The following is a 15,074-nucleotide window of genomic DNA, read 5'->3' on the forward strand; positions in this document are numbered from 1 at the left end:
GCCGGGGGAGGCCCTGTGGAGGAGTGCCGGCTCAGCGCAGCGGCGCGGCGCGCTGCAGGTACTGCACGTCGACGGAGGCGTCCGTGAACCCGAGCGAGCGGTAGAGCGCCACCGCCGACCGGTTCTCGGCCTCGACGTAGAGGTCGGCCGTGGTGCAGCCGCGCTCGAGCATCCGCGCGAGCCCGGCGTTCAGCAGGGTGCGGCCGAGTCCCCGTCCGGCCGCCTCGGGGGCGACCCCGAGGACGTAGATCTCGCCGGTCGTCGATCCGGGCTCGATCTTGAGCCAGTCGTAGCCGAGGAGCGTGCCGTCGGCGTCGCGGAGCAGGAGGAAGTCGCCCTCGTCGAACCACGGCTCGGCGCGGCGGGCCGCCAGGTCCTCCTCCGTCATCCGCCCCTGCTCGGGGTGCGCGGCGAAGATCCGCGCGTTCAGGGCGATCCACTCGGCCGGAGCGAGGTCGCGGGCGTCCGAGAGGACGACGCCCTCGGGGACGCGGACCTCGGGGGCGGCGAGCGGCTCGAGCTCGAGGTGCAGGAGGGTGCGAACCGGTGCGAAGCCGTGGGAGGCCGCGAGGGCCCGGGCGGCGGGGTGGTCGCCGTGCGCCCAGGCGAGCAGGCCCGTCCGGCCGCCCGCGAGGACCTGCTCGAGGGTCGCGGTGCCGAAGCCGACCCCGCGCCACTCCGGATCGACGACGAACTCCAGCTCGCCCTGCCCGAGGATCGCCGCCGCCACGACCACGTCGGCGCGCAGCCCCACGAGGAGGGTGCGCGAGCCGGCCCGGGCGTCGACGAGGGTCTGGTCGCTGAAGGGGGGCTGGTGGTCGAACCAGGCGGCGCGCCCGATCAGGTGCTCGAGGCCGGCCGCCACCGCGGGATCGGCCAGATCCTCAACGGACAGGTTGAGCGACTCGCTCATTGTCCTCTTCGTACACGTTGAAGCGGTATCCGACGTTGCGGACCGTGCCGATCAGCGACTCCAGGTCGCCGAGCTTCGCGCGGAGGCGCCGCACGTGCACGTCGACCGTGCGGGTGCCGCCGAAGTAGTCGTAGCCCCACACCTCGCTCAGCAGCTGCTCGCGGGTGAAGACGCGCGAGGGGTGCGTGGCGAAGAAGCGGAGGAGCTCGAACTCCTTGAAGGTGAGGTCGAGCGGGCGCCCGTGCACCTTGGCGGAGTAGCTGGCCTCGTCGATCACGACGCCCGAGGCCTGGATGCGCGAGGTCGACTGCTCCTGCGCCAGCCGGCCGATCACCAGGCGGATGCGGGCGTCGACCTCGGCGGGGCCGGCCGAGTCGAGGATGACGTCGTTGACGCCCCAGTCGGCCGAGACGGCCGTGAGCCCGCCCTCCGTGAGGATCAGGATGAGGGGGACGTTGATGCCCGTGGTCGTGAGGATCTTGCAGAGCGACTTGGCGCTGGCGAGGTCCTGCCGCGCGTCGACCAGGATCAGATCGCAGCTCGGGGCGTTCACGAGCTGGGCGGGCTCCGCGGGGATCTGCCGGGTCCGGTGGCTGAGGAGCCCCAGTGCGGGGAGCACCTCGGCGCCTCCCGCCGAGGTCAGTATCAACAACTGCGCCACGGATCCTCCAGAACTGGTCTGCCCGCAATACTAGCGGCGGGCCGGGAGGGGCGTCCGCCTGGGGCACAATTGTCGGATGGGCAGGGATCGGGTGGGCATCGGAGTCGTCTGGGCGCTCGCACTCGCGGGCTCCGTGCTGACGCTGGCGATCGCCGCTCCGGAGTCCCGGCAGCTCTGGCTCGCGCTGACGTTCGGCGGCTGCGTGCTCGCGACCTTCGCGGTGCAGCTCGCCGTGGCCCGCGCCGAGGGGTACCTCCTCCGCGCGATGACGAGCATCGTCGGAGCGATGGCCGTGGTCGCGGTCGCGAGCGGGATCGCCCTCCTCCTCCCCGCCTGAGCAGTCGCGCCCTCCCGTCCCGAGCGCCCGGATCCGCACCGCCTGAGCGGCCGCGTCCGCCCCGCCCCGGCGTCGGAGGCGGCGGGTAGGATGAGCGCATGCTTCTCGCCCTGGAACTCTTCTACCTCGGTCTGCTCGGGCTCGCCTCCCTCGCCATCGCGTGGGTCTCCGGCGTGGTCGTCTACAAGCTCTACCGCGGCCAGCGCTAGCCGCCGCCGGAGCCCGAGTGATCTCGCTTCCGTCGGGCCTGCCGCCCGAGCTCGTCCCGCTGTCCTGGCTGCTCGGCGTCTGGGAGGGCTCGGGCGTCATCGACTACACGATCGGCGACGACTCCGTCCAGGCCGAGTTCGGCCATCGCATCAGCTTCAGCTACGACGGCCTCCCGTACCTCAACTACAACTCCTACACGTGGCTGATCGAGGAGGGCGCCGAGGAGGCGCCCCGGCCCCTGGTCACCGAGACGGGCTACTGGCGCCTCAGCCGCGCGCTGACCGACTCCGACGCCGGCCCGGGAATGCTGCCCGGTCGCGGCGCACCCGCCTTCCCCGACGCCGAGTCCGTCGAGACGCTGCGCAACGCCGCCGGCGGGTTCGACATCGAGGTCTCGCTCGTGCACCCGGACGGGGTCAGCGAGCTCTACCTCGGTCAGGTCAAGGGGCCTCGGATCGACCTCGCGACCGACGCGGTGATGCGCACCGCCGCGGCGAAGGACTACGCCGCCGCCACGCGCCTCTACGGCCTGGTCGACGACCACCTGCTCTGGGCGTGGGACATCGCCGCGCTCGGCCAGGGCCTGCGGACCCACTCCTCCGGACGGCTCGCCCGTGTCGACTGACGCGCCCTCCCCGCTCCTGGCCGCCCCGGGCGCCGTCGCGACGACGAGCGCCGCCGAGCCCGGCGTCGCCGCCCACTACGGCGAGCCCTTCCGCGAGCAGCGCGCTCTCGCCGCGGGCACCGCGCTCGTCGACCTCTCCGGCCGCGGCGTCGTGACCGTGACGGGGCCGGACCGCCTCACCTGGATCGACTCGCTCACCAGCCAGGCCGTCTCGCGCCTCGCTCCCGGCGCGTCGGCCGAGACGCTCCTGCTCGACCCGACCGGCCGGATCGAGCACGTCATCCGCCTCGTCGACGACGGCGAGACCGCCTGGCTCCTGCTCGACCGCGACGAGACGGCCGGCCTGGCCGCCTGGCTCGACCGGATGCGCTTCATGCTCCGCGTCGAGGTCGCCGACCGCACCGACGACTTCGCGACCCTCGCCGCCCTCGGCGACGGGCCGGCCCTGACGCTCGCCCTGTCCCTGGCCGAGGAGCCCGTCGTCTGGAGCGACCCGTGGTCGCAGGTCCAGCCGGGCGGCTGGCAGTACGCGCTGACCACAGAGCACCCCGGGGCCTCCTGGGAGCTCCGCGAGGTCCTGGTCCCGCGAGCGGCCCTCGAGGCCCTCACGGAGACGGCCGTCGGGGTGGGAGTGGCCCTCGCCGGGGTCGACGCCCTCGAGGCCCTGCGCATCGCCGCCTGGCGCCCGCGCCACGCGACGGAGGTCGACGAGCGGTCCATCCCGCACGAGCTCGACCTCCTCCGCTCGAGCGTGCATCTCGCCAAGGGCTGCTACCGGGGCCAGGAGACGGTGGCGAAGGTGCACAACCTCGGGCACCCGCCGCGGCGCCTGGTCCTGCTGCAGCTCGACGGCTCCGACTCGGTCCTCCCCGCCCACGGCGACGTCGTCACGGCGCTCAAGGGCGGCGAGCCGGTCGAGGTCGGCACGGTCACCTCCAGCGCCTGGCACTACGAGGACGGACCGGTCGCCCTCGCGGTCGTCAAGCGGAGCGTCCCGGTGGACCTCGAGCTGACCGTGCTGGCCGGCGACTCGCGCGTGGCCGCGGCCCAGGAGGTCGTGGTCCCGCCCGGAGCCGGAGCGGAGGCGGGAGTGCCCCGCCTGCCCCGCCTCGGGGCGACGACCAGGTAGGCCACGCCGTGGTGGCCGCACGTCCCGCCGAGCGGGGCCGGGCGGCCGAGCGGCTGCGCGGTCTCGTCCGGACCCCCGAGCTGAGTCCCGCGCGCGCCCTCGCCCGCGCGGGGGCGTCGCTCCCCGCCGTGCTGCAGATCGTGCTCGCGGCGACCCTCGCCTACTCCGTCGCGCACTTCCTCCTCGGGCACCCCGCGCCGGTGCTGGCGCTGACGGCCACGATCTCGAGCCTCGGCATCGCGCGCGACACCCGCCCCAAGCAGGTGGCCGAGACAGCGACGGGGATGCTCATCGGCATCACGGCCAGCGAGGTCCTGCTCCTGCTGTGGGGGAGCGGCGTCTGGCAGCTCGCCGTCGTCCTCGCGATCGTCTTCACGCTCGGCCGGGCCCTCTCGCCCTCGCCGGGGTTCGCCGTGGCCGCCGGGACCCAGGCGATGCTGGTGATGGTCCTCCCTGCGCCGGACGGAGGCGTCTTCACCCGGAGCGTCGACGGCCTGATCGGCGGGCTCGCGGCGCTGCTCTGCACGGCGATCGTGCCCCGCCCGCCGCTGCGCACAGCGCGGGCCGAGGCGCACCGGCTCCTCACCGCGCTCAGCCGGACCGTGGAGGAGCTGGCCGAGGCGCTCCGCCGGGGCGACTCCTCGGCGTCCACCGCAGCCCTCGAGCGGATCCGCGGGACGCAGCCGGTCATCGACGGCTGGACCGCGGCGCTCGACTCCGCGACCGGCGTCGCCCGGATCTCGCCGTTCGTCCGTCGGCACCGCGGCGAGCTCTCCCGCCAGGCCGTGATGCTGTCCGCGCTGGACCTCGCGACCCGGAATCTGCGCATCGTCGCGCGCCGCACCGACTTCCTCGTCGGGGACGGCGCCCCGCGGCCGGCGCTCGCCGGAGCGGTCGCCGCCCTCGGCCCGGGCATCGCGCTGCTCGGCCGCGCGGTCGCCGATCCGTCGGTGCTCGCCCTGGCGCGTCAGGACCTCGTGCTGCTCGCGACCACGCTCGACCCCCAGCGGCTGATCCCGGAGGCGCGCCTCGCCGAGAAGACGGTGCTCGTCCTGCTTCGCCCGCTCGTCGTCGACCTGCTCACGGCGACCGGCGCCGCTCCCGCCGAGGCTCGGGCCGCCCTGCCCCCGCTCGCCTAGGGCTCAGGAGGTCCGGTGCTCAGGCCCGGCGCTCAGGAGGAGGGGGCGACCGCCTCCCACGCGACCGTCACCTCGCCCAGGCGCCAGCGCCGCGGCCCGCCGAGGACCGGCCACTCCGGCCGGAGGTCCCGGACCGCCGCGATCCAGCGCTGACCCGGACCGTAGACGGCGAGAGGGGCGTTCAGCGTCCACGCCCGCTCGAGGGCGGAGAGGAAGGCGTGCACGCCCTCGCCGGGCACGTTGCGGTGGATGAGGGCCTTCGGCAGGCGCTCGGCCGCCGTCATCGGCGAGGGGATCGCCGCGAGCCGGAGCGAGAGGGTCAGCGAGCGCGGGCCCTCCCGGCCGACCTCGATCCAGGTGCAGATGCGGCCGATCTCGTCGCAGGTGCCCTCGACCAGGACGCCGTCGGGCTGCAGGCGGTCCGTCATCGTCGCCCAGGCTCCCTCCACCGCGTCCTCGTCGTACTGGCGGAGCACGTTGAAGGCGCGGATGACGCCCGCCCGCCGCCCCGCGGGCAGGGGAACCTCGAAGCCGCCGCGCTCGAAGCGCACGCGCGCGTCCGCGGGGAACGGCGTGCCGCCCTCCCTCACCCGGGCGAGCTGGCGTCGAGCGGTGTCGACCCGGGCGGGCTCGATCTCGAGGCCGAGCACCTCGACGTCGGGCGCGGCCCGGACGAGCCGGCGGTGCAGCTCGAGCGTGGTGACCGCGCTCGCCCCGAAGCCGAGATCGACGACGAGCGGGGAGGCGGTGCTGCGCAGGACGGGCAGCTCGGCGAGCCGGCGGTCGACCCGGCGGAGGCGGTTCGTGCCCGTCGTTCCGCGGGTGACGGCTCCGATGGGCATGCTCTCCAGCGTATCCGCGGGCGAGGGGGCCGCCTCTAAGCTGGACGCATGTCCGAGACCTACACCCTCATCCTCGTGCGCCACGGCAACAGCGAGTGGAACCAGAAGAACCTCTTCACCGGCTGGGTCGACGTGCGCCTGACCGAGCAGGGAGTCGCGGAGGCCACCCGCGCCGGCGAGCTGCTGACCGAGGCGGGCCTGCACCCCGACATCGTCTACACGTCGCGCCAGACGCGTGCGATCCAGACCGCCAACATCGCCCTCGAGGTCGCCGACCGCCTGTGGATCGACGTCAAGCGCTCCTGGCGCCTCAACGAGCGCCACTACGGCGCCCTGCAGGGCAAGGACAAGGCGCAGACCCTCGCCGAGTACGGCCCCGAGCAGTTCCAGACCTGGCGCCGCTCCTTCGACGTGCCGCCGCCCCCGCTCGACGACGACGACCAGTACTCGCAGGCGCACGACGAGCGCTACGCCGACCTCGGCGACGCCCTGCCCCGCACCGAGTCGCTGAAGCTCGTGATCGAGCGGATGCTCCCGTACTGGGAGTCCGACATCAAGCCGGACCTCGCCTCGGGCAAGACCGTCATGATCACCGCGCACGGCAACTCCCTCCGCGCGCTGGTGAAGACGCTCGACGGCATCTCGGACTCGGACATCGCGGAGCTCAACATCCCGACCGGGATCCCGCTCGTCTACGAGCTGAACGAGGACTTCGAGCCGATCGGGGAGGCGCGCTACCTCGACCCCGAGGCCGCGGCCGCCGGTGCCGCCGCCGTCGCCGCCCAGGGCGCCAAGAAGTAGCACCGCCCCGCACGCGTGAACGGCCCGCCCGAGTCCTCGACTCCGCCGGGCCGTTCCCGTAGCCCCGGAGGCGGAGCGCACGGACACGTCCGGCCCGCAGGAGACGCTCGTTCCTGCGGGCCGGACGGTGAGACGGGCCGGAGCCCGAGGTGTCGACTAGGAGTAGTCGCCCGAGATCAGGTACTGGACCTTCTTGGCGATCGACACGGCGTGGTCGGCGAAGCGCTCGTGGTAGCGGCTGGCGAGGGTCGCGTCGACGGTGTCGGCGGCCTGGCCCTTCCACGCCTCGCTGAGCACCTTGTCGAAGACGCTGACGTGCAGCTCGTCGATCTTGTCGTCCTCGTCGCGGATCTCCTCGGCGATGCGCGGGTCCTGCGAGCGGAGCAGGTCGGTCAGCTTGTGCGCGACGACCACGTCGAGGCGGCCCATCTCGACGAACGTCGGACGCAGGCTCTTGGGGACCACCTTGTCGGGGAAGCGATAGCGCGAGAGCTGGGCGATGTGCTCGGCGATGTCGCCCATCCGCTCGAGCGACGCGCTGATACGCAGCGCCGAGACGACGATCCGCAGGTCGCGGGCGACCGGGTTCTGCCGGGCGAGGATGTCGATCGCGAGCTCGTCGAGGCTGATGGCCAACTCGTCGATGCGCGCGTCGCTCGCGATGACCTCCTCCGCGAGGGTGACGTCGGAGTGGTTGAACGCCTGGGTCGCCTTCTCGATGGCGATCTCGACGAGTCCGGAGATCTCGACGAGTCGTTCCTGGACCTCGGCCAGCTCCTGCTGGAAAACTTCGCGCATCTGTGTTCGACCCTCTCTACGGCGCGCGCGGACGACGGCGCCGGATCTGCGGCGAGCACCTCGCACGCCGCTGCGACTGCACTCCGTGGGCGCAGGCGCAGTCATGATGACCACGGCAGGTTAACGGACGGTGCCGGGCGTTTGAACAGTACTCGACCCCCGGAGGATCGACGGGCGTCCGGTAGGGGGACGCCCGGTGGATGGTTAGCCTGGGTCCGTGGATTCGGGCTTGATCGTGGTTCTGTCGCTCGTTCTCGGTGTCGCGATCGGGATCCTTCTGACGACCGTGCTCACGCTCGCCGCCCGCCAGGGCCGCATCGCGCAGGACGTGATCTCGGTCGGGCTCCCCGAGGGGATCGAGGCGATCATCGACGCCGTCGGCTCGCCCGCCTTCGTGACCGACCCGTCGCACAACGTGCTGAAGGCGTCCACCCGCGCCGTCGCGCTCGGCCTGGTCTCGCAGGACACGCTGCTCCACCCCGACCTCGCCGCCATCGTCGACCGCGTCCGCCGCTTCGGCGACGACATCGTCCAGGACCTCGAGCTCGCGACCAGCCCGCTCTCCGACGCCGCCGTGACGCTCGTCGTCCACGCGACCCGCCTGGGCTCCCGCTACGTCCTCGTCATCGCCGAGGACCACACCGAGGCGCGCCGGCTCGAGGCCGTCCGCCGGGACTTCGTCGCCAACATCTCCCACGAGCTGAAGACCCCGATCGGCGCCGTCGGCCTGCTCGCCGAGGCCCTCGACTCCGCCGCCGACGACCCCCAGCAGGTGCGCCGCTTCGCGCACCGGCTGACCCAGGAGTCGCACCGCCTCGCGAAGATCACCCGCGAGATCATCGAGCTCTCCCGCCTCCAGGCCGCCGACGTCGCCGGCTCCGCCGAGATCATCCGCGTCGACGACGTCGTCACGGCGGCGCTCGAGACCACCCACGTCATGGCGGAGTCGCACGACGTCACCCTGGTCAAGGGCGGGATGAAGAAGGCCTACGTCGTGGGGCAGGAGAAGATGCTCGTCTCGGCGCTGCACAACCTCCTCGCCAACGCCATCCAGTACTCGCCCGCCGGCTCCCGCGTGGGCATCGGCGTCCGCTCCACCGGCGGAGTCGTCGAGATCGCCGTCACCGACCAGGGCATCGGCATCCCGGAGGAGGACCTCGACCGGGTGTTCGAGCGCTTCTACCGCGTCGACCAGGCCCGCTCCCGCCACACCGGCGGCACCGGCCTCGGCCTCAGCATCGTCAAGCACGCCGTGCAGAACCACGGCGGCGACGTCCGCGTCTGGTCCAAGCCCGGCCGCGGCTCCACCTTCACCATCCGGCTCCCCGAAGCCGACCCCGCCCGGACGCCCTTCGCGGCGACCGCCCCGATAGGAGAACACGCGTGACCAGCATCCTGCTCGTCGAGGACGAGAGCGCCCTCAGCGAGCCCCTCAGCTACCTGCTCGAACGCGAGGGCTACGACGTCACCGTCGCCGAGGACGGCAACCGCGCCGTCGCCGCCTTCGACGAGGGCGACTACGACCTGATCCTCCTCGACCTCATGCTGCCCGGAATGCCCGGCACCGAGGTCTGCCGCGAGATCCGCACCCGCTCCTCCGTCCCGATCATCATGGTCACCGCCAAGGACTCCGAAGTGGACATCGTCGTCGGCCTGGAGCTCGGCGCCGACGACTACGTCACCAAGCCCTACTCCACCCGCGAACTGCTCGCCCGCATCCGCGCCGTCCTCCGACGCCGCACCGAGGAGCCCGGCGAGGAGCGGATCGTCGTCGCCGGCCCCGTCCGCATGGACATCGAACGCCACACGGTCGAAGTCGACGGCGTCGAGACCCCGATGCCCCTCAAGGAGTTCGAGCTCCTCGAGATGCTCCTCCGCAACGCGGGCCGCGTCCTCACCCGCGGCCAGCTCATCGACCGCGTCTGGGGGAGCGACTACTTCGGCGACACGAAGACCCTCGACGTCCACGTCAAGCGCATCCGCTCGAAGATCGAGAAGACGCCGAAGGAACCGGTGCTCCTGGTTACTGTCCGCGGCCTCGGCTACCGCTTCGACGCTTGATCGCGGGCCCTGGCGGGGCGATCTGCGGCGTTGTCGTCGGTTGCGATACCGCTGGTATCGCGCCCTCCTCCGCCTTGCAGCTCACCCCGCCAGGACCCGCGATCAACCCTGTGCTGGAGGGGTGAGGGGCGGGGCCGTCGCTGCGCGACGAGCCGGATGGGGTAGGGCCGTCGCTGTGGGACGAGCCGTCGAGGGTGGGGCCGTCGCTTCGCGACGAGCCGGGCGGGGGCGTCGCTCAGGGCGTGGTGCTCGAGTGGTCGGCGGAGTCGGTGTATCGAGACGCGCGCAGCCGGACGTCGCGCGAATGGTGGTCGAGTGGCCGACGGAGTCGGCGGATCGAGACCTGCGGGGACGACGAAGGGCCGCCCACCGGGGTGGACGGCCCTCGAGGGCGGAGGGGGCTACTCCGCGGTGGGAGCGTCGACGCCGGGCTCGGCGGTCGGAGTGGGGAGCGCGGTCCGGGCGGGGTCGGCCGTCGGGGTGACGGTCGGCGTCGCGGAGGGCGCGGGGGTCAGCGTCGAGTAGGCCTCGAGGGCGTTCGTCAGGACGGGGACGAGGAGCTCCTTGCCCTGCTCGGAGCCGTACTGGAAGTAGACGGGGAGCAGGCCGCCGGGGATCGTGTCGATGTCATCCATCTGGACGGCCTCGGTGCTGTCGGGGCGGACCTCGGTACGGCCGGGGACGGCGTCGACGGTGTCGCTGGTGCGGCCCGCGGAGCCCTCGTACTGCACCTCGACGCTCAGCGCCTCATCGGTGGAGTTCACGAGCGTCACGATCAGGGTGCCGGCCTCGCCGTCGTCCGAGACGATCATCGCGTTGCGGATGGCGAGATCGCCGATCGTCGCGCCGACTCCGTCGCTCGGGTCGTAGATCTTGCGCGTCGCCTGCGGGGCGACGAGGTTGCAGCCGGCGGTAGCGAGGGCGACGCCGACCGCGAGAACGACGGATGCAGCGATACGCGCCTTCACAGGAACCTCCAGATCGTCGGCCCCGCTCGCCCCGGACAGGGCGACTTCACTGTGCACGAGCCGACACCAGGCTAGCGTAGCGAGCACCGCGGCTCCGCCCGTCCGGACTCCCGTCCCGCTCGGCGCGCATGGTAATCTTTCCGCCGCTGAAAGGACGTCGCATGCAGTTCGAGGTCGGAGAGACGGTCGTCTACCCCCATCACGGAGCCGCCACGATCGCCGAGGTGAAGACCCGGACGATCAAGGGCCAGGAGAAGACGTACCTGAAGCTCCGCGTCGCGCAGGGCGACCTCGTCATCGAGGTGCCCGCCGACAACGTCGACCTGGTCGGCGTCCGCGACGTCATCGGCCGCGATGGCGTCGAGCGCGTGTTCGAGGTCCTGCGCGCCGAGGTCGTCGAGGAGCCGACCAACTGGTCGCGCCGCTACAAGGCCAACCTCGAGAAGCTCGGGTCCGGAGACGTCGTCAAGGTCTCCGAGGTCGTCCGCGACCTCACCCGCCGCGACCGCGACCGCGGCCTCTCGGCGGGGGAGAAGAGCATGCTCGCCAAGGCCCGCCAGATCCTCGTCTCCGAGCTCGCCCTGGCCGAGAAGACCGACGAGGACGCCGCCTCCGTGCTCCTCGACGAGGTCCTCGCATCCTGAACGGTCCGGCCGGCGCGCCGACCGCGGCCGTCGTCGTCGTCGCCGCCGGCAGCGGCACGAGGCTCGGCCGCGAGCGCCCCAAGGCCTACGTCGACTGCGCGGGGAGGACGATCCTCGAGCGCAGCCTGCGCACGGTGCTGCTGCTCGCGGAGCCGGTCCAGATCGTCGTCGTGGCTCCCGCCGCCCTCCTCGAGGAGACGGCCGCTCTGACGCACGCCGCCGGAGCCCCGGACGGCTCCGTCAGCGTCGTCGCCGGAGGCGCCAGCCGCCAGGAGTCGGTCGCTCGAGGGCTCCGGGCGCTCGGTCCGGCCGTCGAGACGGTGCTCGTGCACGACGCCGCCCGCGCCCTCACGCCCGTCGACCAGTTCGAGCGGGTGATCGCGGCGGTCCGGGAGACGGGCGGCGGAGTGATCCCGGGGCTGCCGGTCACCGACACGATCAAGCGCATCCGCGCCGACGGCGGGATCCTCGGCACGGTGGACCGCTCCGAGCTCGCCGCGGTGCAGACGCCGCAGGGCTTCCCGCGCGCGCTCCTCGACGAGGCCTACGCCTCGGCGGAGGAGGACTTCACCGACGACGCGGCGCTCCTCGCCTCGCGCGGCAGTCCCTCGATCGTCGTCGCGGGCGACCCGCTCGCCTTCAAGATCACCACCGCCTGGGACCTGGCCCGCGCGGAGCAGGTGCTCGCACCGCCACCCGCCGTCGTCGTGCCGCGCGTCGGCATCGGCACGGACGTGCACGCGTTCGACGACGCGTCGCCGCTCTGGCTCGCCGGGCTGCACTGGCCGGGGGAGCGGGGCCTGTCCGGGCACAGCGACGGCGACCCGGTCGCCCACGCGATCTGCGACGCGCTCCTGGGGGCGGCGGGTCTCGGCGACATCGGCTCCCGCTTCGGCACGGCCGACCCGCGCTTCGCGGACGCCCACGGCGAGGTCTTCCTCCGCGCGACCCGCGAGCTGGTGGAGGCCGCCGGCTTCGCCATCGGCAACGTCTCGGTGCAGCTCATCGGCAACCGCCCGAAGTTCTCGCCGCGGCGCGAGGAGGCGCAGAGGCTGCTCTCGGAGCTGCTCGGCGCACCGGTCAGCGTCGCCGCCACCACCTCGGACGCGCTGGGCTTCACCGGCCGGGGCGAGGGGGTCGCCGCGACCGCGACGGCACTGGTCCTCCCCACCCCCGCTGTCGCCCGGTAGTCCCCGGGCGGAGCCGCCGACCCGGCCGGGAGCGGTCCGCCCGGTAAACTCGCCCGCGTGACTCTGCGACTGCATGACTCGAAGGCCCAGGCCCTCGTCGATTTCGTCCCCCTCCGCGAGAACGAGGTCGGGATGTACGTCTGCGGACCCACCGTTCAGTCCTCGCCCCACATCGGGCACCTGCGCTCCGCCCTCGCGTACGACCAGCTGCGCCGCTGGCTGGCGTACCGCGGCTTCCAGGTCACCCTGGTGCGTAACGTCACCGACATCGACGACAAGATCCTCGCCATCGCCGAGGACGCGCGGCGTCGGGTGCCCGAGGGTGCGCCGGTCGAGCAGTGGTGGGCGCTCGCCTACCGCGTCGAGCTCGAGTTCACCGCCGCGTACACGGCCCTCGGCATCCTCCCGCCGACCTACGAGCCGCGCGCGACCGCGAGCATCGCCGAGATGATCACGCTCATCCAGACCCTGATCGAGCGCGGTCACGCCTACCCGGCGCCCGACGACTCCGGCGACGTCTACTTCGACACGCGGTCCTGGCCGGACTACGGCTCACTCACCCACCAGCGCCTCGAGAGCATGGAGGCGGCGACCGACGCCGACCCGCGCGGCAAGCGCGACCCGCACGACTTCGCTCTCTGGAAGGGCGCCAAGCCGGAGGAGCCCCAGTCGGCCGCCTGGGCCTCGCCGTGGGGCGCCGGCCGCCCCGGCTGGCACATCGAGTGCTCCGCGATGTCGACGAAGTACCTCGGCACCCAGTTCGACATCCACGGCGGCGGGCTCGACCTGCGCTTCCCCCACCACGAGAACGAGCTCGCCCAGTCCAGCGCCGCCGGCCACGCCTTCGCCAGCTACTGGCTGCACAACGGCCTCGTGTCCGTCACCGGCCAGAAGATGAGCAAGTCGCTCGGCAACTCGGTGTTCGCCTCCGAGCTGCTCGAAGCGGCCCGCCCGCTCGTCGTCCGCTACTACCTCGGCTCGGCCCACTACCGCTCCACCCTCGAGTTCCACGACGGGGCCCTCGAGGAGGCCGAAGCGGCGCTGGAGCGGATCGAGGGCTTCCTCGAGCGCTCCCGCCGCCGCCTCGACGGCACGCGGTTCGCCGCGCTCGGCGAGCCGGTGGTTCCGGAGGAGTTCGCCGAGGCGATGGACGACGACCTGTCCGTCCCGCAGGCCATCGGCGTCCTGCACGAGACCGTGCGCGCCGGCAACGCCGCCCTCGACGCCGAGGACCTCGGCTCCGTCTCGGCCCTGCGCACCCAGGTGCTCGCGATGGCGGCCGTGCTCGGCATCGACCCGGAGGCGCCCGAGTGGGCGCGCTCCGACGACGAACCCTCGTACCGCGCGCTCAGCGTGCTGGTCGACCGCCTGGTCGCCGAACGCCAGACCGCGCGCGAGCAGCGCGACTGGGCGAGCGCCGACCGCATCCGAACCGATCTCGCCGCGGCGGGAATCACGATCGAAGACACCCAGACGGGTGCGCATTGGAGTCTCGATGGCGAATAAGCCCGGCCGCCCCGGAGCGGTCCGAAAGAAGAGCAAGGGCAAGGCCGTCGGTTCCGGCGGTCAGGGCCGTCAGGCCCTCGAGGGCAAGAAGCCCACGCCCAAGGCCGAGGACCGGCCCTACCACCCCGCAGGCAAGGCGAAGCTGGCGCGCGAGCGCTTCGTCGCCGCCGGCGGAAAGGGCCGTCCCGGCGGAGCCCTCTCCGCGGCCGCCCGCGGACAGGGGCGCCCCGCCCCGTCGCGCAAGCCCAAGAGCGGCGACGACTTCGAGATGGTGACGGGCCGGAACTCGGTCCTCGAGGCGCTGCGCGCCAGCATCCCGGCCACCACCCTCTACCTCGCGACCCGCATCGAGATGGACGACCGGGTCAAGGAGGCGCTCAAGATCGCCACCGCCCGCGGCCTTCCCGTGCTCGAGGTCATGCGCCCGGAGCTCGACCGCCTCGCCGGGCCCGACTCCGTGCACCAGGGCCTCGTGCTGAAGGTGCCGCCCTACGAGTACGCCCACCCGAGCGACCTGCTCGAGCGCAGCGTCTCCCGCGGAGCGGTCCCCCTCCTCGTCGCCCTCGACGGCATCACCGACCCGCGCAACCTCGGAGCGATAATCCGCTCCGTCGCCGCGTTCGGCGGACAGGGCGTCATCGTCCCGCAGCGCCGCTCCGTGGGCCTCAACTCCGCCGCCTGGAAGACCTCCGCCGGAGCCGCCGCACGCATCCCCGTCGCGATGGCGTCCAACCTCACCGCCATGATCAAGGACTTCAAGCGCGCGGGCGTCTTCGTCATCGGACTCGACGGCGACGGCGACGTGATGCTCCCCGGCCTCGAACTCGCCGACCGGCCGCTCCTCGTCGTCGTCGGCAGCGAGGGCAAGGGCCTCTCCCGCCTCGTCACCGAGCAGTGCGACGCCGTCGTCTCCATCCCGATCAGCTCCGCCACCGAATCCCTCAACGCCGGGATCGCGGCGTCGGTCGCGCTCTACGAGATCTCCAAACTCCGCTCCGCCTCCGAGTAGCGCGGGCGCCGGCACGGCGATCTGCGGCGTTGTCGTCGGGCGCGATACCGCCGGTATCGCTTCCTCCTCCGCCTTGCAGCTCACCGCGCCGGCACCCGCGCTATGGGTCTGGATGTCAGAGGCGCCGCCTGCGGCGAGCGGACAGGGGCGCCGCCTGCGGCGAGCGGACCGAGTGCGCCGCCTGCGGCGAGCGAGCCGGGGGGATGCGAAGAGGGCCCGTGCTGACAGCGCGGGCCCTCTT

Annotated in this window: 16 protein-coding genes; 11 read left to right on the plus strand and 5 right to left on the minus strand. The window is 72.9% G+C overall.

All coding sequences use genetic code 11. The annotated features are described in order from the left end of the window. Positions 1–31: 31 nt before the first annotated feature. Both mshD and C5C10_RS05580 read right to left on the minus strand, forming a co-directional pair. Positions 32–913, minus strand: coding sequence for a mycothiol synthase (gene mshD, locus C5C10_RS05575; RefSeq protein WP_104328758.1), 882 nt, complete (start codon positions 911–913; stop codon positions 32–34). Then, positions 885–1,574, minus strand: a complete 690-nt coding sequence (locus C5C10_RS05580) for a winged helix-turn-helix domain-containing protein (RefSeq protein ID WP_104224700.1) — start codon at positions 1,572–1,574, stop codon at positions 885–887. The genes mshD and C5C10_RS05580 overlap by 29 nt, the downstream gene beginning before the upstream one ends. 76 nt (positions 1,575–1,650) lie before the next feature. Between C5C10_RS05580 and C5C10_RS05585 the strand changes: the two genes are divergently transcribed. From C5C10_RS05585 to C5C10_RS05600, 4 genes are all read left to right on the plus strand, one after another. After that, the gene (locus tag C5C10_RS05585; protein WP_146076503.1) at positions 1,651–1,911 is read left to right on the plus strand and encodes a hypothetical protein; all 261 of its coding nucleotides are present in this window, start codon (positions 1,651–1,653) and stop codon (positions 1,909–1,911) included. Positions 1,912–2,137: 226 nt separating this feature from the next. Further along, positions 2,138–2,746 (plus strand): FABP family protein, encoded by a 609-nt coding sequence (locus tag C5C10_RS05590; RefSeq protein WP_104224698.1) that lies wholly within the window; start codon positions 2,138–2,140, stop codon positions 2,744–2,746. Further along, entirely contained in the window at positions 2,736–3,875 is a 1,140-nt protein-coding gene (locus C5C10_RS05595) for a folate-binding protein YgfZ (RefSeq protein WP_104328759.1), read from the plus strand. The genes C5C10_RS05590 and C5C10_RS05595 overlap by 11 nt, the downstream gene beginning before the upstream one ends. A gap of 8 nt (positions 3,876–3,883) precedes the next feature. Then, positions 3,884–5,014, plus strand: coding sequence for an aromatic acid exporter family protein (locus C5C10_RS05600; RefSeq protein ID WP_104227265.1), 1,131 nt, complete (start codon positions 3,884–3,886; stop codon positions 5,012–5,014). A 32-nt stretch (positions 5,015–5,046) separates the two neighbouring features. Here C5C10_RS05600 and C5C10_RS05605 read toward each other — a convergent pair whose 3' ends face one another. Further along, positions 5,047–5,856: a class I SAM-dependent methyltransferase gene (locus C5C10_RS05605; protein WP_104328760.1), complete on the minus strand. Its 810-nt coding sequence runs from the start codon at positions 5,854–5,856 to the stop codon at positions 5,047–5,049. 48 nt (positions 5,857–5,904) lie between these two features. On the opposite strand from C5C10_RS05605, the gene C5C10_RS05610 reads away from it, so the two are divergent. Continuing rightward, the gene (locus C5C10_RS05610; RefSeq protein ID WP_104224694.1) at positions 5,905–6,657 is read left to right on the plus strand and encodes a phosphoglyceromutase; all 753 of its coding nucleotides are present in this window, start codon (positions 5,905–5,907) and stop codon (positions 6,655–6,657) included. A 156-nt stretch (positions 6,658–6,813) separates the two neighbouring features. On the opposite strand, the gene phoU is transcribed toward C5C10_RS05610, so the two are convergent. After that, the gene (phoU, locus tag C5C10_RS05615) at positions 6,814–7,455 is read right to left on the minus strand and encodes a phosphate signaling complex protein PhoU (protein ID WP_104224693.1); all 642 of its coding nucleotides are present in this window, start codon (positions 7,453–7,455) and stop codon (positions 6,814–6,816) included. A 217-nt stretch (positions 7,456–7,672) separates the two neighbouring features. On the opposite strand from phoU, the gene C5C10_RS05620 reads away from it, so the two are divergent. Together C5C10_RS05620 and C5C10_RS05625 are read left to right on the plus strand one after the other, a co-directional pair. Next, the gene (locus tag C5C10_RS05620) at positions 7,673–8,842 is read left to right on the plus strand and encodes a cell wall metabolism sensor histidine kinase WalK (protein ID WP_104224692.1); all 1,170 of its coding nucleotides are present in this window, start codon (positions 7,673–7,675) and stop codon (positions 8,840–8,842) included. Beyond that, positions 8,839–9,516 carry a response regulator transcription factor gene (locus C5C10_RS05625; protein ID WP_104227263.1) on the plus strand — a complete coding sequence of 226 codons (678 nt, stop codon included), beginning with the start codon at positions 8,839–8,841 and terminating at the stop codon, positions 9,514–9,516. Before C5C10_RS05620 ends, C5C10_RS05625 begins: the two co-directional genes overlap by 4 nt. A 401-nt stretch (positions 9,517–9,917) precedes the next feature. Here the strand turns inward: C5C10_RS05625 and C5C10_RS05630 are convergent, their stop codons facing one another. Beyond that, on the minus strand, positions 9,918–10,484 hold the full coding sequence (locus tag C5C10_RS05630; RefSeq protein WP_104224588.1) for a hypothetical protein: 567 nt from the start codon (positions 10,482–10,484) through the stop codon (positions 9,918–9,920). A gap of 161 nt (positions 10,485–10,645) precedes the next feature. Here C5C10_RS05630 and C5C10_RS05635 point away from each other — a divergent pair, with 161 nt between their 5' ends. Genes C5C10_RS05635 through rlmB form a run of 4 tightly spaced genes read left to right on the plus strand, consistent with a single transcriptional unit; the run spans position 10,646 to position 14,833 of the window. After that, positions 10,646–11,128: a CarD family transcriptional regulator gene (locus tag C5C10_RS05635; protein WP_104226484.1), complete on the plus strand. Its 483-nt coding sequence runs from the start codon at positions 10,646–10,648 to the stop codon at positions 11,126–11,128. Then, positions 11,122–12,318, plus strand: a complete 1,197-nt coding sequence (gene ispD, locus C5C10_RS05640; RefSeq protein WP_181073405.1) for a 2-C-methyl-D-erythritol 4-phosphate cytidylyltransferase — start codon at positions 11,122–11,124, stop codon at positions 12,316–12,318. The genes C5C10_RS05635 and ispD overlap by 7 nt, the downstream gene beginning before the upstream one ends. 57 nt (positions 12,319–12,375) lie before the next feature. Beyond that, positions 12,376–13,824 carry a cysteine--tRNA ligase gene (cysS, locus tag C5C10_RS05645; RefSeq protein ID WP_104328761.1) on the plus strand — a complete coding sequence of 483 codons (1,449 nt, stop codon included), beginning with the start codon at positions 12,376–12,378 and terminating at the stop codon, positions 13,822–13,824. After that, positions 13,814–14,833: a 23S rRNA (guanosine(2251)-2'-O)-methyltransferase RlmB gene (rlmB, locus tag C5C10_RS05650; RefSeq protein ID WP_104224591.1), complete on the plus strand. Its 1,020-nt coding sequence runs from the start codon at positions 13,814–13,816 to the stop codon at positions 14,831–14,833. The genes cysS and rlmB overlap by 11 nt, the downstream gene beginning before the upstream one ends. Positions 14,834–15,074: the final 241 nt, after the last annotated feature.

Source organism: Rathayibacter sp. AY1A3, from assembly GCF_002930975.1.
GTDB lineage: Bacteria > Actinomycetota > Actinomycetes > Actinomycetales > Microbacteriaceae > Rathayibacter.